Annotated in this window: 17 protein-coding genes and 4 pseudogenes; 6 read left to right on the top strand and 15 right to left on the bottom strand. The window is 62.6% G+C overall.

All coding sequences use genetic code 11. The features are described 5' to 3' along the window. The 11 genes and pseudogenes from J6525_RS40470 to J6525_RS40520 form a co-directional block, all read right to left on the bottom strand. Positions 1–207 (bottom strand): helix-turn-helix domain-containing protein (locus J6525_RS40470; RefSeq protein ID WP_225648845.1); only part of this gene is annotated, 207 nt, incomplete at its 3' end. Then, a pseudogene (locus J6525_RS40475) lies at positions 176–1,152 on the bottom strand (nucleotidyl transferase AbiEii/AbiGii toxin family protein). The gene J6525_RS40470 and the pseudogene J6525_RS40475, both read right to left, overlap by 32 nt. After that, positions 1,149–2,000, bottom strand: a complete 852-nt coding sequence (locus tag J6525_RS40480; protein ID WP_225648880.1) for a type IV toxin-antitoxin system AbiEi family antitoxin domain-containing protein — start codon at positions 1,998–2,000, stop codon at positions 1,149–1,151. The pseudogene J6525_RS40475 and the gene J6525_RS40480 overlap by 4 nt, the downstream one beginning before the upstream one ends. 439 nt (positions 2,001–2,439) lie before the next feature. After that, entirely contained in the window at positions 2,440–3,342 is a 903-nt protein-coding gene (locus tag J6525_RS40485) for a terpene synthase family protein (protein ID WP_225648847.1), read from the bottom strand. Beyond that, the gene (locus tag J6525_RS40490) at positions 3,339–4,889 is read right to left on the bottom strand and encodes a hypothetical protein (protein ID WP_225648849.1); all 1,551 of its coding nucleotides are present in this window, start codon (positions 4,887–4,889) and stop codon (positions 3,339–3,341) included. Before J6525_RS40490 ends, J6525_RS40485 begins: the two co-directional genes overlap by 4 nt. A gap of 217 nt (positions 4,890–5,106) precedes the next feature. After that, complete coding sequence (locus J6525_RS40495) at positions 5,107–6,114, bottom strand: polyprenyl synthetase family protein (RefSeq protein WP_225648851.1); 1,008 nt, start codon at positions 6,112–6,114, stop codon at positions 5,107–5,109. 96 nt (positions 6,115–6,210) lie between these two features. Further along, positions 6,211–7,554, bottom strand: coding sequence for a cytochrome P450 (locus J6525_RS40500; protein ID WP_225648855.1), 1,344 nt, complete (start codon positions 7,552–7,554; stop codon positions 6,211–6,213). Beyond that, positions 7,554–8,399 (bottom strand): SDR family oxidoreductase, encoded by an 846-nt coding sequence (locus tag J6525_RS40505; RefSeq protein ID WP_092083550.1) that lies wholly within the window; start codon positions 8,397–8,399, stop codon positions 7,554–7,556. Before J6525_RS40505 ends, J6525_RS40500 begins: the two co-directional genes overlap by 1 nt. Further along, positions 8,386–8,694: a ferredoxin gene (locus J6525_RS40510; RefSeq protein WP_225648857.1), complete on the bottom strand. Its 309-nt coding sequence runs from the start codon at positions 8,692–8,694 to the stop codon at positions 8,386–8,388. The genes J6525_RS40505 and J6525_RS40510 overlap by 14 nt, the downstream gene beginning before the upstream one ends. 1 nt (position 8,695) lies before the next feature. Next, positions 8,696–9,985 carry a cytochrome P450 gene (locus tag J6525_RS40515; protein ID WP_225648859.1) on the bottom strand — a complete coding sequence of 430 codons (1,290 nt, stop codon included), beginning with the start codon at positions 9,983–9,985 and terminating at the stop codon, positions 8,696–8,698. A gap of 94 nt (positions 9,986–10,079) precedes the next feature. Further along, positions 10,080–11,282, bottom strand: coding sequence for a cytochrome P450 (locus tag J6525_RS40520; RefSeq protein ID WP_225648861.1), 1,203 nt, complete (start codon positions 11,280–11,282; stop codon positions 10,080–10,082). Between the two features lie 707 nt (positions 11,283–11,989). On the opposite strand from J6525_RS40520, the gene J6525_RS40525 reads away from it, so the two are divergent. Beyond that, positions 11,990–12,337 carry a DUF2235 domain-containing protein gene (locus J6525_RS40525; protein ID WP_225648862.1) on the top strand — a complete coding sequence of 116 codons (348 nt, stop codon included), beginning with the start codon at positions 11,990–11,992 and terminating at the stop codon, positions 12,335–12,337. Positions 12,338–12,795: 458 nt separating this feature from the next. Here the strand turns inward: J6525_RS40525 and J6525_RS40530 are convergent, their stop codons facing one another. Then, complete coding sequence (locus J6525_RS40530) at positions 12,796–13,029, bottom strand: cold-shock protein (RefSeq protein ID WP_225648882.1); 234 nt, start codon at positions 13,027–13,029, stop codon at positions 12,796–12,798. A 480-nt stretch (positions 13,030–13,509) separates the two neighbouring features. Then, positions 13,510–14,043 carry a hypothetical protein gene (locus J6525_RS40535; protein ID WP_225648864.1) on the bottom strand — a complete coding sequence of 178 codons (534 nt, stop codon included), beginning with the start codon at positions 14,041–14,043 and terminating at the stop codon, positions 13,510–13,512. A gap of 47 nt (positions 14,044–14,090) precedes the next feature. Between J6525_RS40535 and J6525_RS40540 the strand changes: the two genes are divergently transcribed. Next, a complete protein-coding gene (locus J6525_RS40540; protein ID WP_225648865.1) occupies positions 14,091–14,669 on the top strand; it encodes a helix-turn-helix domain-containing protein in 579 nt (192 codons plus the stop codon). After that, positions 14,662–15,884, top strand: a pseudogene (locus J6525_RS40545) (type II toxin-antitoxin system HipA family toxin). Before J6525_RS40540 ends, J6525_RS40545 begins: the two are co-directional and overlap by 8 nt. Positions 15,885–16,431: 547 nt before the next feature. Here the strand turns inward: J6525_RS40545 and J6525_RS40550 are convergent. Further along, a complete protein-coding gene (locus J6525_RS40550) occupies positions 16,432–17,073 on the bottom strand; it encodes a thioredoxin domain-containing protein (RefSeq protein ID WP_225648867.1) in 642 nt (213 codons plus the stop codon). Between the two features lie 22 nt (positions 17,074–17,095). Beyond that, a pseudogene (locus J6525_RS40555) lies at positions 17,096–17,742 on the bottom strand (IS5 family transposase). A gap of 297 nt (positions 17,743–18,039) precedes the next feature. Between J6525_RS40555 and J6525_RS40560 the strand changes: the two are divergent. From J6525_RS40560 to J6525_RS40570, 3 genes and pseudogenes are all read left to right on the top strand, one after another. Beyond that, the gene (locus tag J6525_RS40560; protein ID WP_225648868.1) at positions 18,040–18,348 is read left to right on the top strand and encodes a DUF1330 domain-containing protein; all 309 of its coding nucleotides are present in this window, start codon (positions 18,040–18,042) and stop codon (positions 18,346–18,348) included. A gap of 266 nt (positions 18,349–18,614) precedes the next feature. Beyond that, a pseudogene (locus J6525_RS40565) lies at positions 18,615–19,968 on the top strand (transposase). 154 nt (positions 19,969–20,122) lie between these two features. After that, positions 20,123–20,506, top strand: a complete 384-nt coding sequence (locus J6525_RS40570; RefSeq protein WP_225648870.1) for a nuclear transport factor 2 family protein — start codon at positions 20,123–20,125, stop codon at positions 20,504–20,506. Positions 20,507–20,681 lie beyond the last annotated feature (175 nt).

The following is a 20,681-nucleotide window of genomic DNA, read 5'->3' on the forward strand; positions in this document are numbered from 1 at the left end:
ATCAGCATTGGCACCGGACAGAACCGGCTTCTTGTGACCGCCGATCTTGCCGGGCGAAACGCCCCCAGTCTCCCGTCTCAGATTCTTCCACTTCGTTACACAGGACGGGCTGATCTGAAGCGCCTCTGCAATCGAACGAACTGTCTCTCCTGCATCAGCTCGCGCCAGAGCCCGTTCACGAAGGTCTTCTGAATAGGGTCGCGTCATCCATGCTGGCCCCCGTTCTCCAGCACGGAGTTTGAATCAGAAATCGCTCCCGCTGGGAATCCCGATTCTGCGAAAAAACAACATGCTCTAGTGTTGCTCGCTTGTTCACCGACAACTTGTCGAGATTTTGCTGTCGCCAACGCACGGCAGGAAGTTCGGCGGCCTTCGGTAATCCCAGCAGGTTCCAGTCGGGTTCGCCTCGTTCGAACGAGATAAGAAACTTGCGATGAGCGGAGGGCATGTCGGCGACGATGGCTTCTATCAGCGCCGCTCTGGCAGAGAGCAGATCAGCGAGTTCGACAGGATCGCGGGTCATGCCTGCAAAGCCATGCTTGAAAGGATCCTCAATATTCTTGAGCGTTGGCGCGAGTACTTCCGACATCGGCCGATCGTGGCTGAGAAGGTAGACGATGAATGCCTGACGTAGCGTGTTGCTGATGCCCTCGTTCGCGATCAGATCGCGTACGTCGAACAGATCACGGGGGTGCTGGCGGTCCAGCGCGGCGACGATCTTGCCGGCATAAAGGTCTTCGAATGATACGGTGCGCGCCTCGGCAAATCCGAACGCGTCTTCGACCGCAGTCTTGACCGACATGAGTTGAGGCTCGAAGACGCAGCCGCGCAGAACCGCCGTCACCTCAATTTTGATCTGAACGCCTTGTGAACGAACGATCAGCTTGACCACGGTGTTTTCGGTCCTGCCTTCGGTAACCTGCGCATCCGGAATTCTGGCTTTGATCCCGCCAGCGACATGTTCATGGCAGCGTCGATATCGGCTAATGATTCCGGACGCGGCGCTACGGGCAGATAGGTGAGATCGATATCGACGGACAGACGCGGAAGATCACGAACAAACAGGTTGATGGCGGTGCCGCCCTTGAGAGCGAAGCAAGCACCGGAGGCAGGACGCGGATGAGCAGGGCTACTTGTCGCCTGAGACGTCAGCGAACGGCATCGAGATCCCCGGGAACCGTTATGTGGTAAGTCGGATCAAGGACACCGCCTTTGACGAGCATGCGCTTGCCGCTGCCAAGATCGACCTCCTCTTTCTTGAGGCGTTTGAGCCATGGATGTTGATGGCGATCCGCAAAGAACAGGAACAGGCGTTTGACCTTCACGCTCGCGCAGTCCTTCAGCAGTTTTTGCAAACGTGTGGGGCGCAGATTGCTGAGGCCGCCGAACAAGGCGTCGACCTGCTCGAACGTTTCGTGGTTGGGTAACTCATCAAGCAGTTCAAAGACCGCGCGTTCGGGCGTTGATAGCGTGAGAGGCCAGTTCCACTGGCCCCAGGTGAGCTCGGTGGCCTCACCGCCGCGAAAGCTCGTCTCGTCGCTAGCCTCACCTTTTTCGACGTTCCATCTGAGGCTGCCTAGCCCCTTGGTCACGGGCTCGTTTTTGAAGAGCCGCTGATCATTATGATAGACGAAGCGGACCTTGAGCGGCAGCTTCGAGACCCAGCTGGGCGGAGCCTTTGGCCCGTATAAATGCACGGTGGTGGCCGGGGACTGCGGGAGGTAGTGAGCATAGCCCTGCAATTCGAGAGCTGTGCGACCGCCGACGACGAGCGGAGAGTAATTCAGGATGGTCTGGAGCGAGATCACGACTTGCTGCCAGTTCAAGGTTCCGCGGGGCCGACGAAACACACTGCGGGTCGGCTGTTCGAGCCAACCTGATCTCACATACAGATGTTGGAGCTGTGGGGAGTAGCCTTGAGCTGTAAGCCATGCAGCATCCACAAGCATCCCCTCGGGAAGCTTGCTGACTAATTGGTTTAAGAGCCCACCTCTAGGCATGATTGACAATATAGCATATTTTCAAACCCAAGTTTGAAATAGCTAGCTAAATTCAATCTTTTATTGATAAAAAGACAAAGATGTAAACCACCCCACCGGTAACGACTGGATGCGCGCGCCCCGTGCAAGCCCTTAACCCGTCGCCCATTTGCAAAGTACAGCAAGGGGCGCTGGGGTGCGTTCTTTCAGGCCTCTTATAGGCTCGATTGAAAGACTCCATCTTCGCCCTCGCAAATGCCCCCTTGAGACATCCAAGCCTGCCGGTGAGCATCGAGGCCCCGCCAGAATTGGCGTCGGCGTCTCTGTTATGACAGCTCGCGTCTTGCAGCGACGACCGTGGCCGGCGCCGTTCGCCGATCCAGCACGAGGTCCGGATGGTCGTCCTTGCGTCGGATCGGAGCGACGGCAGCGCGCCGCATGCCGCCACCTCCCGCGCGTTTCAAGCAGGTGGACGCTGGCCTCTCCCCGCAGCGTCGTTGCGGTAGCGTCTGGTCGAGGTCTGGTAGTACTGCGCCCGGATGGCCGCCATGGCCTCGATCAACGGTCCCCAGGGCGCGGGAAAGCGTTCCTCCGCCATCACCCGGTGCAGCATGCGCGTATGGCCGGCCAGCTCGTCGTTGAGGAACTCCATCACAGGCATAGCCGGATAGCGCTGCAGTAGCAGGATCGCCGCGTTGTCGGCTTCGCCGCCCGACCTGTCCTTGTCGTGTCCATGCAGATCGTTCTGCAGGCGCCCTATCGCGGAGATGAGCCGCCGGACCTGGGCAAACGCCGGACGCGTGCGCAAGGTGGCCATGTCCAGCCCCCACAGCAACGACAGGCAACAGAACACGTTCGCGTAAGCGATCGAATCGATGCCGTTGTGCAGGTACTCGGCGTAGGACCAGCGTTCCGCCCCTGCTGCCTGCGCGTGTCCGGCACGCAGCGCCGCGCAGTAGCGCCTTGTATCGTCGAGGAGCTGAGCATAGTCGCGAGGATCGTAGGCGAGTGCGTCCAGCGAAGCGCGCAGCACGGCGCAGCCCTCGAATCCGGGGAGCGCGCACGGCACGCCCTGCCCCAGCGCCTGCTCTACCGCGGCGAGTTGCTCAGGCGAGATCAGGCTAAGGTCGTTGCAGTCGTCGAGCCAGAACAGCAGCGCCAGTTCGCAATAGAATGCCACGATCAGCGTTTCGTCGTGCGGGTCGCGGCCGGTGCGGGCGCTGGTGTCGCGCAGGCTCGCCTGGATGCGCTGCAGGATGTAGTGTCCGCCTCTGACCGCTTCCACGGCATGCTCGTCGGCGAAGGCGGTCAGGGAACGTCCCCACTCCAGCACCTGCTGCAGCGCGCGGTCGGTCTTCATCACGGCGCCGCTCCTGCTTCCTCGGCCAGGACGCGCTGCCCCCAACCAAGCGCCAACCACAAGCCCGCGAGTTCGGCCACGCGCACGACCCGGGTGGGGCAATACAGTTCCTTGCCGATCCAAAGCGGCGTCTGCGGCAATGCATGCGCCGCATGGCGGGCGAGCATCCACTCCAGCGCACGCGCCACCGCCTGCGCGATGCGCCGGCGCCCTGTCGGCTCTTCGCTCCCGTCCATCACGCGCAACGCGAACAACGCGTAGGCGGTTTCCTCGAATGTGGACGCGCGACCGGCGCCCCAGCCGCCGCCGTCGCGCTGCGCCTGCAGCAGCGCCGCCAGCGCGCGCTCGTCGCGCCACTGGGGCTTGCCTTGCGCCAGCGCAGCGACCGCATGCGCGGTGGGATACAGCCACGAGACGTGCCATTTTTCGTTGTCCCATAGACCGTGCCGGTTGCGATTGGCTTCGACATAGGCGCTGGTGCCGACGGCGGGCTTTCCCGACAGTCGCAACGCGTGCAGAGCATGGATGTTGGTCGACACGGAGGCATTGCGCTCGCCGGGGAAGGTGACGAACAGCTCGCCGATTTCGAAATGGCGCAACGCATCGACGGCCGGGTCGCGGCCTGCAAGGCGCAGGACGCACAACGCAACGGCGGTGTCGTCCGCATCGGCCGCGAAGTGCAGGGCCGGGCCCAGACCGCGCGCGCCCAGGCGGGCGTCGAGCTGCGCGACGATCACGCGCGCCGCCTCGGCGAGCGCGGGATGCGCGAACAGCCCGGCCAGATGCAGGGTGTACAGCGACCAGCATGGCTCGAAAACATTGATCGGCCAGACGTTGGGAACGAGACCTTCGATGCCGCTGCGCGTCGCCCGCGATGCCGCCTGCAGATACGCGTCGGCGCGCCCGAGCTGCGGCGTGCAGCCCTGCATCACGGCGTGCGCACGCCATGCGGCGGTCGCTGCCGGACTGATGCCGATGCTGCCGTCGACATCCGGGCATGCGCTGATCGGCGACGTTCCCCAAGCTTCCCAGGAGTGCAGCAACGGATGGCCGCTCGGCAACCTCGTCATCGCCCCGAGCTTGTCCAGGCGCGCTTGCCGCAACGGCAACAGCGCCGGGTGGCGGGGAAACGCCACGCCGCCCGGCAAGGATGAGGCCTCGCCGCATAACTGCGGCAGGATCAGCTCGGCGCCGATCGGCGCATCTTCCGGCACCGCACGCGCGTAGGGATCGGGCTGGCGCTGGAGGAATCGGATTGCGGCCTTAACTGCGTCGGAAGCGCCGGGAAGAGTATCGGCATGCTGCAATGCCAGCAACGCCGCCCAGGTGGGCGCATGGCGGAACAGCGGGAAGTCCACGCTTCCCCATCCGCCATCGCCCTGTTGCTGCGCGATGAGCCAGGCGTATGCGTGCTGCCCAGAGGCGACGTTGCCGTGGAACTGCAGAGCTCGCGCCGTGTCGTAGACGGACGGACCAACGCTGCCGCCATCGCTCATCTCGCGCAGCAGGTGGCGCAATTCGGAAAGGATCTGTTGCGACAGCGCGTTCACGCACGATGTTCCTTCTGCAGACGATTGACGAGAGCCAGGATCGGGCAGATGCGGCGTACGTCTCCGCAGGTCCGCCGCATAGGCTTGCGCGCAGCGCCCCGTGGGCGCGGCCATGCTGGACGAACAACAGCGATCTCGGACTCAGACACGGTGCAGCATGCACCGCTGCCGCCGGCTGATCGCAGCGGCAAAGGTGCCGCTCCATGCGAGCGGGCGCTTATGCGCATGGCGCGTGCTTGAACAGATACGCGTCGGCCCGCTGCAGCATTTGCGCCAGCCGTTCCGAACGCGGCCCCAGCGCGGCGATGGCCTCCCCGGCATCGCGCAACAGGTCCGGTACGAACTGGCGCGCTGCCTGTAGCCCCATGATCGACGCGCAGGTCGGCTTCTGCGCCGCCGCGTCCTTGCCAGGGGTCTTGCCCAGCGTCGCGATATCCGCTGTCGCGTCGAGAATGTCGTCGATCACCTGCAAGGCCAGCCCGAAACAGGCGCTGTAGCGATCGAGCGCATGGTACAGCGCAGCGTGGGCGGCATCGTCTGCTATGGCGCATAGCGCGCCCATGCGAACGGAGGCGCGCACTAGCGCTCCGCTCTTCATCCGGTGCATCGCCAGGACCCTGTCCAGCGCGACTTGCTTTCCAACCAGCGACAGGTCCATGGCCTGCCCGCCTGCGGCCCCCTCGGCGGACACGGCCTGCGCCAGTTCGCGCACGAGTGCGATGCGCTTGTCGGGCGGCGCATCCAGGCTCGCCAGGGTCAGGAAGGCGTGCGCCTGCAGCGCATCACCGACCAGGATAGCAGTGGCTTCGCCGTACTTGATGTGCACGGTCGGAAGGCCGCGGCGCAGCACGTCATCGTCCATCGCGGGCAGATCATCGTGCACCAGGGTACAGGCGTGCATCATCTCGATGGCGGCACCGACGTCGTCCAGCGCGTGCGCCGGCGCGTCGGCCAGTTCGCCGGCAGCCAGACAAAGCAAGGCGCGGATGCGCTTGCCGCCTTGCAAGGTGGCGTAGCGCATCGCCGCCATCAGTTCGGTCTCACCGTCGTTTTCGGCGCAGAGAAGACCGGCCAGCGCATGTTCGACCCGCTTTGCGCCGTCCTGCATCCAGATCTCCGGCAGCAGTCTGCCGGATGCACCGGGCGCCTGCGGGTCCAACGCGCCGAGGGCGGAAACGCCAGCTCGGCGATCCTGTAGCGTGGAATCGGTCTGCTTGTTGTTCATGTCCTCGTACCTGACAGGAGATGGCCACGCCGAGCCGCGGCGGTATTGCCGGCGTCGCAGCGAGCGCGCGCTGCTGTCGGGTCCTGCAATGCCGGCTCATGAGAATGCGATGCGGCTAGTCATGGACGGATGTGCGGTCGGGTAATAGCGCCTGCCTTTTTCGACGTCGCTCAGCAACCGCGGCCGCACTCCGGCCTTGTGCATCGTCAGCGCCAAGGCAATGGAGAACTGCACCAGTTCCAGCCATGCCAAATGGTAGCCCATGCAGACGTGTGGGCCGGTACCGAACTGCAGCATGTCCATCGGCCGGATCGGCTCGGAGCGTTGCAGCCACCGCGCCAGGCGGAACTGATTAGGCGCCTCGTGCAGCAGCGCCGAGGTCGAGAAATGCAGCAGCGGAATGCACAGATCGGTGCCCGCGGGAATGCGCCGTTGGCCTAGTCGCAATTCACGCAGTGCGCGGCGCACCAGGAGCGGCGTCGGCGGATGCAGGCGCAGCGTCTCGCGGAACAGCGCCTCGGCGACCGGACACTGAGCTAGGTCGGCGTGCCGGGTCGGTACCGCGCCCATACGTTGCGCCTCCGCGACCAGGGCGTCCCACACGAGAGGCTGCCGCGCCAGCTCGATCACCATCCATGCCATCGTCGAGGCGGTGGTGTCGTGACCACCAAGCAGCAGCAAGCGGATATTGGCGACCAGGACGTCATCGGAGAGCACATCGTCGCTGCGATCAAAGGCGCTGACCATGTCGTTGATCAACCCGGTGCGCGCGGCGTGTTCACGCGCGGCGCGGACGAACTCGCGCAACCGGGCGTCGATCCAGTCGCGGGCGGCGCGGCCGCGCCGCAAGGGCAGCCCGGGCAGGTCGAGCGGGGGCGCTATGATCAACTGCAGCAGTTGCTGGTACTTGCGATGCCATCCTGGCAGCTCCTGCGTGGGGATTCCCATAAGGCTGAAGATGAGCTTGAGCATCAGGTCGCCGGTTTCGCGCAGGATGGCTACCTCGCCGCGGTCGCACCAAGCCTGCACCCGCGCCTCGATGATGGGCGCTAACAGGTCGCCGATGCTGGCCTCGGTCAGTCCCGTTGGCAGGAACGCCGCCTGGATCGCATCGCGTGCCTGCCGGTGCGCGCCGCCGTCCTGTGCGACCAACGTTCCGCGGAACAGTTCGGGCGCGATCTCTTCAATCAGCGCCGAGGTCACGTCCTTGTGCCGGAGCAGTGCGAACGCATCCGGATCCAACCAGGTCATCATCTGTCCGACAGGGCCGAAATCCAACCAGAAGTGGCTGCCCAGCGTCCGTTCCGCGTGCCGCAGCAGGCGCGGTAGATTGCAGACGATCGCGGGAAGATGCCCGACCATGGGGAAAGCGCCGGACAAGATGGGGATGTCGTTCCGCAGCCGGTGCCGACGATTTAGCGGATTGAGCAGCATGTCCATCAACCGCGCGGCGCCACGGCCGCTTCGGTGGTCTCGCCGGCAGGCCGCGCGGCGCGGCTGTTGCCACCGTCGGCGTAAGTCGGCACATGCGCGAGCATGCCGCCATCGATGCACACGACCTGGCCGGTGATGAACGCAGCATCGTCGGAGAGCAGGAACGCCACCAGCGCGGCCACGTCCTCGGGGCGGCCGACGCGCGGCAGGAGCTGGTGCCGTAGCAGATGCCGCTGCATGCGATTGTCCAGCTTGGCATGGAGACGCTCGGTCATGATGAGACCCGGAGCAACTGCGTTGCAGCGGATCTGCGCATGACCGTACTGGGTAGCAAGCGAGGCCGACAGCATGTTCATCGCCGCTTTCGACGCGGCGTAGGCTGTCAGTGCGGTGTCACCGCTAAGCCCCTGGCACGACGACATGTTGATGATCGCGCCACCGCCACGGGCGATCATCCGCGGGACGGCCTGCCGGCAGCAGAGCAGCGTGCCGCGAAGATTGGTCGCCATGGTCTGATCCCAGACCGCCAGGTCCAAGTCGAGGATCGCGCGGTCGCGCGGCGTCAGATCCATGGCGCTCGCGTTGTTCACCAGCAGGTCGACCCCACCGAAGCGCCGCTCCGCCGTCGCGAACAGCGCTGCCACCGCCTGCGCATCGGCGATGTCCATGGCGAAGGCCAGCGCGTGGCCCGCTTCGGCCGCGATCTTTGCGGTGCAGGCGATGGCCGCCGAGCCATCAATGTCGGCCACCACCACGCTGCCGCCCTCGCGCGCGATAGCGATGGCGCATGCCTTGCCGATACCGGCGCCGGCGCCGGTCACTACGGCCACCTTGCCTTCAAACCGTCCCATCGTGTCTCCCTGGATTGCGTTGGTCTTTCGTGGCATGCCGCTCGGCCTCCGCCTGTGAAGGCGCAGGGTCGGCGTTGGCGCTCTCGTCGTCACCAGCGTCGCGTTCGATGAGCCGAATGGCGGCGACCGGGCACTGGCTGGCCGCGAGCCGCACGGCGGCGTGCAGCGCCTGCGGGACGGTCGTCACGCACACTTCGGCCACGCCGTCCGGTTCGCGCTGGCGAAAGGTCCCCGGCAGCGTCAGTGCGCACTGCCCGGTGGTTCCGCATAGATCCTGGTCGACCACGACGCGCATCTCAGTCCGCCTGCGCATGCAGCCGCACCGGCAACGCGCGGAACGTCCTGAGGAACGCGGAGGGCTGCCGGGTCGGCTGCCCGGCCAATGCCAGCGTCGGGAAGCGCGCCTGGATCCGCGGCAGGCTCTCGGCCAACTGCACCCGGGCCAGTTGCGCACCGAGACAGAAGTGAATGCCGTGGCCGAAGCTCAGCATGATCTTCCCGTCGGTCGACATACCAGGACTGGTGCCGTAGAACCGCGCCGGATCGAAGCGGTCGGGATCGGGGAAGGCGTCGGGGTCGCGATTGCCGGCTGCGATCAGCACGCGCACATCCACGTTCTTCGGGATCACCACGCCGCGCAATTCGATGTCGTGCTGGGCGATACGCGGAATGGAGCTGAACATGGCGGGCGCGTCGCAGCGCAGGACTTCCTCGACGAAGGCCTTCACCCCCACGGCGTCTTTCTGCAGCCAGTGCCGCTGTTCGGGATACGCCAGCATCGCCAGGATCGCATGGTCGATGGTCGCAGCAGTGGTGGCGAACCCGCCCAGCAGCATGCCCCACAGCATGCTGATCAACTCCGCATCCGACAATGTGTCAGCATCGTCGTCGTGTGCGCCGACCAGCATCGACACGATGTCGCGGCGGGGATCGGTGCGCTTGCGTTGTATGAGATCACCGAAGTAGGCCTGCACCCTGGCGCTGGCCGCGTCCGCCGCGGTCAGCTGGGGATCGCTGGCGTGCGGGCTCAGGCCTTCCAGAATGGCGCCGATGCTGGCGGAGAGGGCGAACATGTCGTCCTGGGGCATGCCGAACAGTTCGGCGAAGACCAGCATGGGCAAGGCCAGCGCGAAGTCCCGATGCAGGTCCACCGCCTCCCCGCGCTCCAGCGCGGGCGCGATGCCGTCCAGGCGCGCTGCGACGATGCGCGCGATGCTCGGCCGCAGCTTGTCGATCTGGCCCATGGTGAAGTCGCGCGAGATCAGCCTGCGCAGACGCGTATGGGTCGGCGGGTCCTTCATCGCCAGCGTGGACGCCAGCAGATTGAGCGACAGGCTGGTCGCCGCACGCGGGAAATAGCGCGCCAGTTCGCCCGGCGCAGGTCCCCGAAACGCATCGCCCGTGGCCTCGAGCGCCCAGCAGATGTCGGCATGGCGGCTCAACAGAAAGAGGCCCGACGCCGCGCGATGCACTGGATCGTGCTCGCGCAACCACCGCATGAACGGATACGGGTCGTGGATGCACGCTGGCGAGGCCAGTTCGGCAAAGGCGTCGCGGCATGCTGCCGTGGTTTCTTGCACGTCCATCTTGATTACCTGTTGGCTGGCTGATCCGACCGGCGCGTGCCAGGCACGCCGGCAATTGCGAAACAAGATCGCGATCCCCGGCGGCCTCCCTGCATCACCAGAGCACCGGCAACTCCTCGAACCCGCCAGTGATGATCTCCTTGCGCAACCGCAGTTCTTCGGGCGCCACGGCCAGGCGCAGCGCGGGAAAGCGCTGGAAGATCGAACCGAACACCACCTTGAGTTCCAGCCTGGCCAGCGCGGCGCCGATGCAGGCGTGCGGCCCGCAGGAGAACGCCAGGTGCGGCTGCTCGTCGCGTCCGATGTCGAAGATTTCCGGGTCGTCGAAATGGCGCAGATCGAACGACGTCGACGGCAGGCCGACCAGCACCTTGCTCTCCGCGGGAATATGCACGCCCGCGATGGTCACGTCGGTCCTCGGATAGCGCATGATGCCGTCCCAGCCGGCGCCCGGCGGGTACATCCGCAGGATTTCCTCCACTGCCTTGTCCACCAGGGATGGATCGCCGACCAGGCGTTCGCGCTGTTGCGGATGGCGGAACATGGCCAGCAGGCCGAATTCGATCTGCGCAGCGGTGCTCTCGTGTCCCGCCACCAGCATGCCGGCCGCGAGGCCGAGAGCCTCTTCCTCGCTCGCCTTGCCCTGGTCGACCGCCGCGAGCAGATCCGTCAGCAGGTTGTCGCCCGGATTCTGGCGCTTGTCCCGCATCTTGCCGCGAATGTAGGCGCGCAGTTCTTCCCAAGCCAGGCGCGACGCGCTGCGCGGGCCGCTTTCATGCTGGTGCGTCATCACCTCGTCGGACAGGTTGGCGAAAAAGGCGTGATCCTCGTAAAGCACGCCAATCAGGGCGCTGATGACCATGGCCGGAAGCGGAAAGGAGAGGTGGCGTCGCAGGTCGGCGGGCTGGGGCTGCGCCGCCAGCGTCTCGAACAATTGCGCGGCGATCGCCTCGACCTGCTGCGCGAGCAGCGTCAGCCTGCGGTTGCTGAAGGCCGGGGCCACGATCCGGCGTAACCGGGCATGCTCGTCGCCCTCGTGCGAGACCAGCCACCCCGGCGAACCGAGCATCACCGAATCCGGGGTGAATGCCTGCGGCGGCATTCCCGCGGGCCGGAACGCCGCGTCGGACAGCACCGCCCTGGCCTCGTCGTAGCCTGTCACCCACAAGCCTTCGTCCCCGGACGGGAAGCGCACGCGGTGGATCGGACCATTGGCGCGTAGCGCCAACATCTCGGGCGAGGGCTCGATGTGATCGACGCGCCACATCGGCAGCGTCGGCAAATGTTCTTCGGACATGGTGGCACTTCACTCTCTAAGCGATGGAAGCGGAAGGTGACCGGCACGCGCTGCGGGCAGCGGATGACCTGAGACGGCATGTAGACGACGTCCTCCGCGGCGATGGTCAGCGCCAGATCCTCCAGACGCACGAACAGCGCGGTAAGCCGCATCGCAATTCCAGGCGCGCCATCGCAGCGCCCAAACAGACATGCGGCCCCTGCCGAACGACAGGGCGCGGATTGTGCCGGGCGGCGACATCGAACCTGTCCGCATCGCCACAGATCGATTGACCGCAGGGAAGTGATGAGGCGTGCTCGACCGCACCCACAACCGACGTGTCCGCCAATATGTCCTTCGGTCCAGTCTCACAACGCCGGTGGCGGTGTCACTCCTGGCTCAGCTCAAGGTCTGCCGCTTTGGTTGCATCGCTCGCGACGAGCGCAATTGTTGTGGCTGCCAAAAGATGAACTCTAGATCGCATCCAACTCTTCCCTGCTATTCTCGGCCCGGAACCGAGCGCCAAGTCATTGCCACAAGTCATTGCCACAGCAAGCCATCGGAATGGACCGGACGCGAACAGCGACGCGCGGGTGTCCGTCACGAAGACCACCACACTGCGGTTGGTGATGCCTTGAACAGAGCAAATCGCGTGCCGAAGTGAATTCGTTAGGCTCAGCAGCCACTTCGTAGCGGCGCTCGTGTCAGGTTTCTGGCATTGAGTCTCAATGCCGACAACCGCGCAGCAAGGTCCCGACAATGGCCTGCTCTCGCGCTTACTGTGCGGGGCAGCCCTTGCGCCAGATTTGAAGCATCCGGATTGGCTGCGGCAGGTCTGGCTTGCCGGAAACCACTCTGATGCCGGCGGTAGCTTCCCGGAAGACGAAACCGCCATTTCGACACATCGCGGGTTGGATGGCATGCAGGCGAGCGAGCAATGCGGTCGCTGGTCCGCAACGATTCCAGGCCCGATGATTGTACTGATAAGCGCCGTCTGTGAAATTAGGACGGGCGGATGGGCGGCCTGCATGCCGGCAGGTCAGGGCGATTTCGCTCTGCTCTTTCTGGCCGATTAACGCGCCGTTCGTAATTGGCGGCCAGCTGCAACAAGCGCTTCTTGATGAACGGGTCAGCTTGCTCCGCAAGTTCCCGCACGGTCCGCGCCCTCTCTCTACAAAACTCGTCGTCCATGGCGTCCCACCAAAAACTGCCTCCCGGATAATGCAGTTGAGAAGGTGGGCTGCATATGAGCCAAATTACACTGCAAGATGTTTTCCCGCAGCTGTTCGGCCTTGGAAGCTTGCCCCTCGCGTCGTTCAGCACAAGCGTAGCAATACTTGGCGTTGCCCCTTTCGGCAGACGACTTTGCACGACAGGTCCTGTTCGGCGGAGCGCCGCGCGCGCCTCGCATGGGATTCAGGTGACAGTTCAAGCCAGCCACTTCATGCTGTATGTCGATTGGATCCACCTTTCCTTAGGCGCCGCCGCGTGCTCTGACGGCGCGTGCGGGGAGGAACGCCGGATAGGCGCGAGATCACACGTTGCACGGGGCAGCCCGGAGGCGCACTTCATCAACCAACCCGAAGATCCTCAGCTGACGCCTTGCCTCAGCGCCCGGTCTGAGCTCGTAACTCACCCGGGCCCCCTTAAGGGTGGTGTAGCCGGCCTTTTCCACGGCACTGATGTGCACGAAGACATCGGCACTTCCGTCCTCTGGCCGAATAAAGGCATAACCCTTGCTGGAGTTGAACCACTTCACAATACCCATTGCCACGGCGTCATCTCCATAGGTGAAGCTTCGTGATCTAGCGAAGAGCCTCGGAGCCATCAAGGCGCGTGGCAAAAAGACGCTCGTCCGCCGCGGAAATCACGTCCGCAAAATTTTTGCCCAATAACTGAAGTGCCGAGTCTTTGAGCAGCGTCACCCCTGACCTCTAACCCTTCACTTCAGAGGTCGGGATCCTGATGGGCGTCCAGCCTGCGGCTCATTCACCGCGGATTACTGCGTTAGGGGAGAGTTGCAGAGCCGAAGACGTAGCATGCGCATCCGGAGCCGAGCTTCAGCAAATGCTCCGCTCTCCCTTGCAGAACCAGGCGGCCGTAAACTCCTTTGCGCAACCCGGAGCAGGATCAACAATCCGCGCCACCTCTGTACATATCGTACACTCGCCCTACAGCGGCAGCGTGCGCGTCGCCATGGCGTTCGCGCGGTCCAGGAGCGGCTGCACCTCGGAGCGTGCACCAATGATTATAGGAATTCCGTGGGAGCCTTCCACCAGTCAAAGCTGTATGAGGCGATCGAGGCCATGTTGGTCGCCGCGATCTCGCGGTCCTTCTGCGGATAAGACCGCGTCTTCTCGTCGGCAGTCGACGATATCTCCGTTCTTGAAAACGAGTTCGATCTCGGCACAGGAGTCGAATGCCTTCTCTGCATCGACGAACGTGACGACCTCATCGATACCCAGAAATTCGAAGCCGATCCTCGGCGCCCACGTCGAGCTTTCTTCATCATGGTCGCGGCTTCGTCCGACGCATCCGTCGTGAAGCGGAACTGGAGCTCTTGGGCCGCGTCGTTCTTGTCGAAGTCGGAAGAACCGAACTCCGAGATGTTCGAACGCGCTCGCCTCCTGTTCCCGAACAGAACACTTTGGCTGGGCGCACCGACGCCGCTCGGGTTTTGCGCGAAAACCCCAAAAAGGATTTCGTCCGTTGCTCGACAGGCGGAACCGACATGTGGGCATGATGGAGCCCAGGTCAGCAATGGCGCGGCCAGCGTGGCCATGTTGCCTCATCGTTATCAATATTTCTGTTAGATTAGGATTCCGTATCATGTCCTATGCGAGTGAGGAGCTTGTCCGGACAGTTCAGGCGAAACGCACGCAAGAACGCATGAGCCAGCGCGCTCTGACCGTCCGATCGGGTTTGACCCAGGCGCACATCTCCCAGATTGAGACCGGTCGCCTCGAACCGGGCCTCTCGAGCTTCATCCAGATGGTTCGGGCACTCGATCTCGAAATCGTACTCGTGCCCAAGAAGCTGCTCCCCGCGGTAGAGGGCATACTGCGCTCGAACGCCAACGATTTCTCCCTCGAGGAGGGACTGTCGGGCCTCTTCGCGAAGGCCGAACGCCTCGTTGCTAGACAGAAGAAGCGTCACGGTAGCTCGGCGCCACTCGACCGCATCGCTGAATATTTTCGTTTCTTGAAGCAGGTCCATCTTTCAAAAAACGACTTGGCCCTCATCAACGACGTCGTCGACACATTGCGAAGCTATCACTCCGAACCAATACCCAAGCCTGTCTTGGAAAACTCCGCAGGAGTATTGCAGGGTCTGCGCAACCGGATCGCACACCCGGTGGAGGCCCCCCGCCCTGCCTACGCTCTCGACGACGAGGATGACGATGCCTGACGTATCGGTCCTGGACGTACGCCTATACAACATCCCGGTCGCAACACTCACGCTCGTGCAGGGCGACCGGTCGTTGCTCGCGTTCAACCAGAACTACATCGACGACCCGGCCCGTCCAACTTTAAGTCTGTCCTTCAAGGATTCATTTGGTAACCTGCTCACCTCATTCAAACCGTATCAGCAAGTCCTTCCAGCCTTCTTCTCCAATCTTCTGCCGGAAGGTTCGCTGCGTCGCTACCTCGCTGAACGTGCGGGCGTGAAGGAAAAGCGCGAGTTCTTTCTCCTATGGGTGCTGGGCCGTGACCTTCCGGGCGCCCTATCGGTCCATCCAACGGAAGGAGAGGCATTGCCCCCCCAGGTCGAGGAGGATCTCACGCCGGACGAGCGGCAGAACATGCTACGCTTCTCGCTCGCGGGCGTGCAGCTGAAGTTTTCCGCCCTGAAGAATGACTCCAAAACGGGCGGCCTGACCATACCAGTCGAAGGCGTCGGCGGTTCGTGGATCGTCAAGCTACCGTCCCATCAGTATTCGGGCGTTCCCGAAAACGAATACTCCATGATGACATTGGCTAAGGACATCGGCATGGAAGTGCCGGAACTCCAACTGATCGACGTCGAATCAATCAGGGGACTTCCGACAGGAATCGGCGAGATGAAGGGACGGGCGCTCGCCATCAAACGGTTCGACCGTACTGCCATCGGACCGATACACATGGAGGACTTGCGCAAGTATTCGGCGTGTTTCCCGACGAGAAGTACGACAAGGCCAACTATCGGAGCATTGCACGCGTTTTGGGCATCGAGGCCGGAGAAGCAGGCGTCGCCGAATTCGTTAGACGCCTCGTGTTCAGCACGCTGATCGGCAACGCCGACATGCACCTCAAGAAATGGTCGTTAATGCACCCCGATCGCCGGACGCCGGCCCTATCACCCGCCTACGATCTGTTGTCGACCATACCGTACATTGCGGACGACAAGATGGCGCTAAACTATTCGCGCACGAAGAAGATGACGGAATTCTCCAAAGATGAGCTCACGCACCTAGCGGCGAAGGCGAAGATCTCGGAGAAGCTCGCCATCGATACGGCTGCGGAAACCGTCCAGCGCTTCAAGAAAATGTGGGCGGAGCGCAAAGCAGATCTTCCACTGGAAAAGAACGTCATTGAAGTCGTCGACGCGCACGCCGCCTCGATTCCGATCTACAATGAGCTCTGAATCGTGGCGTACGATTTCGGAAACCTTTCGCCGGCGGATTCGAGGATTTGGTCCGGGATCTCCTCGAACGGGAATTCGGCGTTAGATTCGAGTCCTTCGCGGCCGGTCCCGACGAAGGCATGGATGGACGCCATGCGTCAGGCGGCGCTGCCACGATCCTATAGGCGAAGCACCTCCTGCGCCACGCTCAAGTCGCAGATGAAGCGCGAGCGAACCGCCATTGAAGACTTGGCTCCCGGCCGCTACATTCTGGCGACATCATGCCCGCTTAGGCCGCAGAACAATCCGAACTCGCCCGAGAGCGATAGGCCCATCGCTCTCGGGCGAGGATGACATCCCGGGCCGGGCGATCTGAACGCCCTGCTCCGCAAATATCGCGACATCGTCAAGTCTCACATCAAGCTCTGGCTGTCCGACGCCGCCGTGCTCGACCGCGCCGTGCGGTCTGCGCCCATGCCTGCAACAGGATCACGAAGGAGGAGATCGAGTCCAAGGTTCGGATCTATGCTTCGAAAGCGAATGCGTCTGATTTGCGCATTCGGTGAAGCTAAAACGATCCACTATCCTGCCGGGCGCTCGCGATCAGCTTGTTGAGCCAATAGTCATCGAGAGAGCCGGGCACGACAAGACTGTTGATCAAATATGACGGCACAAGCTTGAGGCGCAAGGCTGCTGCCTCCTCTGCGTTCCTCGCAAGCGTCTCGTCGATCGCCCTAGCGTTGGTGTCGAGATCCTTCTGCCATCGGTCCATGTCGAGACCGGCGCGCGACAGCAGCTTCCTGGTGCGTCGCTCTGTGAGAGGCATATTGGACGAGATCATCGCGTCATGTGCGGCTTCATACTTGCCTTGGTATTTCGCAGCCAGCACCATCCGCGCCGCGGCTATGGAGCCCTCTCCCCTGACTGGCCAGCTCTTCAGCACCAGGCGGATGTTGCCGTCGTTCCGCACCACCCGACGCAGCTCCGGCGCGTAACGGCGGGAAGCGTGGTCTTCGTAGTCGAACCACTCGATGATGGTGACGTCGCCCTCGGGATTGCCGATCACGGGGATATCTTCATAGGAAGAGATTTTCTCCTCATTGTCGGCCAAAACATCGTAGTGCTCGGCACGTGCGGCTCGCACGGCCATGAGCGAGATTCCGACGGCGATCACGCCGAGGGCGCCGCGGCGGCTCGCGCAGCCGTTCATTAGGGACGATCTCGCTAGGTGGTTAACAGTTGTATTTTGCAAGGGGCTGTTCCCTTCTACGTTCAGGAAGCTTGAGGTCGCGCGGCTTTGTCGCCGCCAACAGCGGCCATTTGCTTTTCGGCGGGATGTTGGCCCACACGCCCTTCTTCATGGCAATCTCCCTGATCCAGTCCGCATCATAGCCACGGTCGGCAAGCAGCATTGACCCGGATTTCAGACGAGACAGCAGTTTTCCGCCGAGTCGAACGTCATGGGCCTCACCCGGGCTCAGCGCCAGCCGTACCGGCAGACCATTGCCATCGACCACCGCATGGATTTTGCTCGTCAGCCGCCGCGGACCTTCCCATCGATTGACGCTGGTTCCTTGTGATGCAGGCTCCATGCTGATGCACGCGGACAATGGAGGTGTCGATCATCTGGACAGCGTCATCATGGGCAGTGGCAAGCGCTTCTATGACGCGGCCCCAAACGCCACCTAACGAAGCGGTTGTAGCAAGTGGTGTATGGGCCCGACGCCGTCGGCAGATCACGCCAGGGTGCGCCTGATCGGAGGACCCAGAAGATGCCATTCAGGACCCGTCTGTCGTTCACCCGAGGAACGCCACGCGGCTTGTTCGGCAGCATCGGCTTGATGGTGGTCCATTCATGGTCGGCGAGTTCGTAGCGCATGATTCGAGCCCCCAGTTCGGGAGTTTGAATGACGGCAGTCCGGCCAAACGCAACGCACCTGGCCCGCTCTTGGTACGGCGCTTACGGATAGGAGCGGACATCAACCAGTCCTCAATCTCTGCCAAATGCGTCGAAAATGACCGTCAACGGACCTCGACGCTCGATTAGCCTGGCCCCGTCGCGCCGCTACCTCAAGCCCAACGGTGTCGTCAACCCGACGGAACCATCGGCGCCGCAGAGCAATTTAACCCCCAGTGCCCCCTTTTGATTTGAGAATGCAAAGATAAGGAGGACAACATGCCGAAGGGGTATTGGATCGGGCGCATCGATGTGATCAAGCCCGAATACACCAAAGCCTACGGCCCCGCCCTCGCGGCGGTGCTCCGCAAATACGACGCGAAATTCCGGGTGCGCGGCGGCACCTTCGAGGCGGTGGAGGGCAAGGCGCGCGACCGCAACATCTTGATCGAGTTCAAGGACTACGAAACCGCGCTGGCCTGCTACCGCTCACCCGAATACACCAAGGCGAGGGCATTGCGCGCGGGCGCCGTGGACATCGATATCATCGTGATCGAAGGCTACGACGGCCCGCAGCCCACGGATTGAGCCCCGCTTTGGCGGCGCGCAACACGCAGGTAGGTCGCCGCAGTCGCGGTCTCGTTCATTCCTCCGCGGTGCGCAGACCGCGTTCTTCGCGACGCTGATATTGTCATCAATTATCTAACCATGAGAGCGATCATACTCTCTGCCGCTCCTGCGTCCGACACTCTTTCGGGGATGGACCGGTGTTGACCGATTTTGTTGAAAAAGACGGCTGTTGCGACGCAGTGATATCAGTGATTCAGTCTGTCTAGTTGGCAGGACTGAAGATCATGATGGGGCATCGACAAGTCGAACAGGCTGCTTTGTTCTATGAGTTCTCGCTCGAAAGACATATCCCGACTGATCACTTGCTGCGGTTGATTGACAGGTTTGTCGATCTTGAACAGGTCCGGCGGGACCTGGCGCCTTTCTACAGCAGCATCGGTCGGCCTTCGATCGATCCCGAGCTGATGATCCGGATGCTCCTGATCGGTTACTGCTTCGGCATCCGATCGGAACGGCGCCTGTGCGATGAGGTTCACCTCAATTTGGCCTATCGGTGGTTTTGCCGGCTCGGTCTGGATGGGGCGGTGCCGGATCATTCGACATTCTCCAAGAACAGGCATGGCCGCTTCCGGCAGAGCGAGCTCTTCCGTCGCGTGTTCGAGAGCGTGCTGCGCCGCTGCATCGAGGAACGACTGGTCGGCGGTGAAGGATTTGCAGTCGATGCGAGCCTAATCAAGGCCGATGCCAATCGGCAGAAGGGGATCGAAGGCGATAAGGGACTTCCGCCGGAGGCTGCCGGCCGAGCAATCGATGAGTATCTGGCTGTCCTCGATGATGCTGCTTTCGGAGCCGCGACCGAGGTTACCCCGAAGTTCGTATCGCCCTCCGACCCGGCGGCGCGCTGGACGGGGGCGCACGGTGGCCAAGCGTTTTTCGCCTATTCGACGAACTACCTGATCGACATCGAGAATGCGATCATCGTCGAATGTTGAGGCAACGACGGCAATCCGGCAGGCGGAGGTATTGGCCGCTAAGCGCATGATTGAGCGCTCGCTGGAGCGGTTTGATCTCTATCCGAGCCGGCTCCTCGGTGACAGCGGCTATGGCTCGGCCGAGATGCTCGCCTGGCTGGTCTATGAGCACGGCATCGAGCCGCACGTTACAGTCTTCGACAAGTCGGCCCGCACAGATGGGATCTTCTCGCGCGACGACTTCACCTATGACCATGCTGGGGACATCTATCGTTGCCCTGGTGGCAAAGTTCTTACCACGACCGGAACGTTGGTGAATGATGGTGCCACCATGCTTTACCTCGCCAGCAAGCGCGATTGTGATCGATGCGCATTGAAGGCTCGGTGTTGCCCCAAGCAGGCTTCACGGAGAGTGCCGCGCTCGATCTACGAGGGCGCTCGCGACATGGCGCGCCAGATCGCGAGATCGTGGGAGGGAGGCACCTCGCGCCGGCTCCGCAAGAAAATCGAGATGTTGTTCGCGCACCTCAAGCGCATTCTCAAGCTCGACCGTTTGCGTTTACGAGGTCCAAACGGCGCGCGCGACGAGTTCATCCTCGCAGCCACCGCCCAGAACCTTCGAAAGATGGCCAAGCTGATCCCGATGCCCAGCCCGAGGCTCGCATAGGGTCGGTAGAGCAGTTCGGCCACGTCGCGACGGAGCTATTACAACGAAAACTGCCGGCCTTTTTCAACGGAATCGACCCCCAGCAGACATTCCGTTCGTGCCGATGCTCCGTTTTGGGGATAATATGCATAGCATTGCGACGCGAGGGAAGAGAATGAATGAAGATCAAACCATTCGAGCGGCTTTGGATCATCACTGGGCAGCCTCAGATGCGAATGACTTCGAGGCGGAGCATGAGATTTACCGTGACGATGCCGTGCTTGAGTACCCTCAATCCGGGGAGAAAATCCGCGGTCGAGGCAATATTCAAGCGTCTCGTTTTGCGCAGCCGAACAAGAAGCGCTTTACGGTGCGACGCATACTCGGCGCTGCCGACCTTTGGGTTACTGAATTTGTCCTTACATACGACGGCTTGCCATCCTACACGGTGAGCATCATGGAATTCAGAGGCGGGAAGGTCGTTCGTGAGACCCAGTACTTCGGCGATCCCTTTGAGCCGGGGCCGTCGCGCGCCCAATGGATCGAGCCAATACGTTGAGATGTCTCTGCATCAATCTCACCACCGCAAGTGTGCTCCGGCTCATCATTCTCGTACGTTGCCAGCCAATGCCGACGAATTGATCGAGTAGGGTGGTCATCGCACGCATGAGTCCGGTTATGGCCGCATCGCGACATATTGCACTGCCGCCCGAAGTCGGTCGCTATAGGGGCAA

It is taken from the genome of Bradyrhizobium australafricanum (genome assembly GCF_020329495.1).
Classification (GTDB): domain Bacteria; phylum Pseudomonadota; class Alphaproteobacteria; order Rhizobiales; family Xanthobacteraceae; genus Bradyrhizobium; species Bradyrhizobium australafricanum.

Excerpts from the sequence above, each read along its gene's own strand:
- J6525_RS40480 (WP_225648880.1), bottom strand. The coding sequence starts at position 2,000 with ATGCCTAGAGGTGGGCTCTTAAACCAATTAGTCAGCAAGCTTCCCGAG.
- J6525_RS40495 (WP_225648851.1), bottom strand. The coding sequence starts at position 6,114 with ATGAACAACAAGCAGACCGATTCCACGCTACAGGATCGCCGAGCTGGC.
- J6525_RS40500 (WP_225648855.1), bottom strand. The coding sequence starts at position 7,554 with ATGGACATGCTGCTCAATCCGCTAAATCGTCGGCACCGGCTGCGGAAC.
- J6525_RS40505 (WP_092083550.1), bottom strand. The coding sequence starts at position 8,399 with ATGGGACGGTTTGAAGGCAAGGTGGCCGTAGTGACCGGCGCCGGCGCC.
- J6525_RS40510 (WP_225648857.1), bottom strand. The coding sequence starts at position 8,694 with ATGCGCGTCGTGGTCGACCAGGATCTATGCGGAACCACCGGGCAGTGC.
- J6525_RS40515 (WP_225648859.1), bottom strand. The coding sequence starts at position 9,985 with ATGGACGTGCAAGAAACCACGGCAGCATGCCGCGACGCCTTTGCCGAA.
- J6525_RS40520 (WP_225648861.1), bottom strand. The coding sequence starts at position 11,282 with ATGTCCGAAGAACATTTGCCGACGCTGCCGATGTGGCGCGTCGATCAC.
- J6525_RS40525 (WP_225648862.1), top strand. The coding sequence starts at position 11,990 with ATGCCGACAACCGCGCAGCAAGGTCCCGACAATGGCCTGCTCTCGCGC.
- J6525_RS40530 (WP_225648882.1), bottom strand. The coding sequence starts at position 13,029 with ATGGGTATTGTGAAGTGGTTCAACTCCAGCAAGGGTTATGCCTTTATT.
- J6525_RS40535 (WP_225648864.1), bottom strand. The coding sequence starts at position 14,043 with ATGGCCACGCTGGCCGCGCCATTGCTGACCTGGGCTCCATCATGCCCA.
- J6525_RS40540 (WP_225648865.1), top strand. The coding sequence starts at position 14,091 with ATGTCCTATGCGAGTGAGGAGCTTGTCCGGACAGTTCAGGCGAAACGC.
- J6525_RS40550 (WP_225648867.1), bottom strand. The coding sequence starts at position 17,073 with ATGAACGGCTGCGCGAGCCGCCGCGGCGCCCTCGGCGTGATCGCCGTC.
- J6525_RS40560 (WP_225648868.1), top strand. The coding sequence starts at position 18,040 with ATGCCGAAGGGGTATTGGATCGGGCGCATCGATGTGATCAAGCCCGAA.
- J6525_RS40570 (WP_225648870.1), top strand. The coding sequence starts at position 20,123 with ATGAATGAAGATCAAACCATTCGAGCGGCTTTGGATCATCACTGGGCA.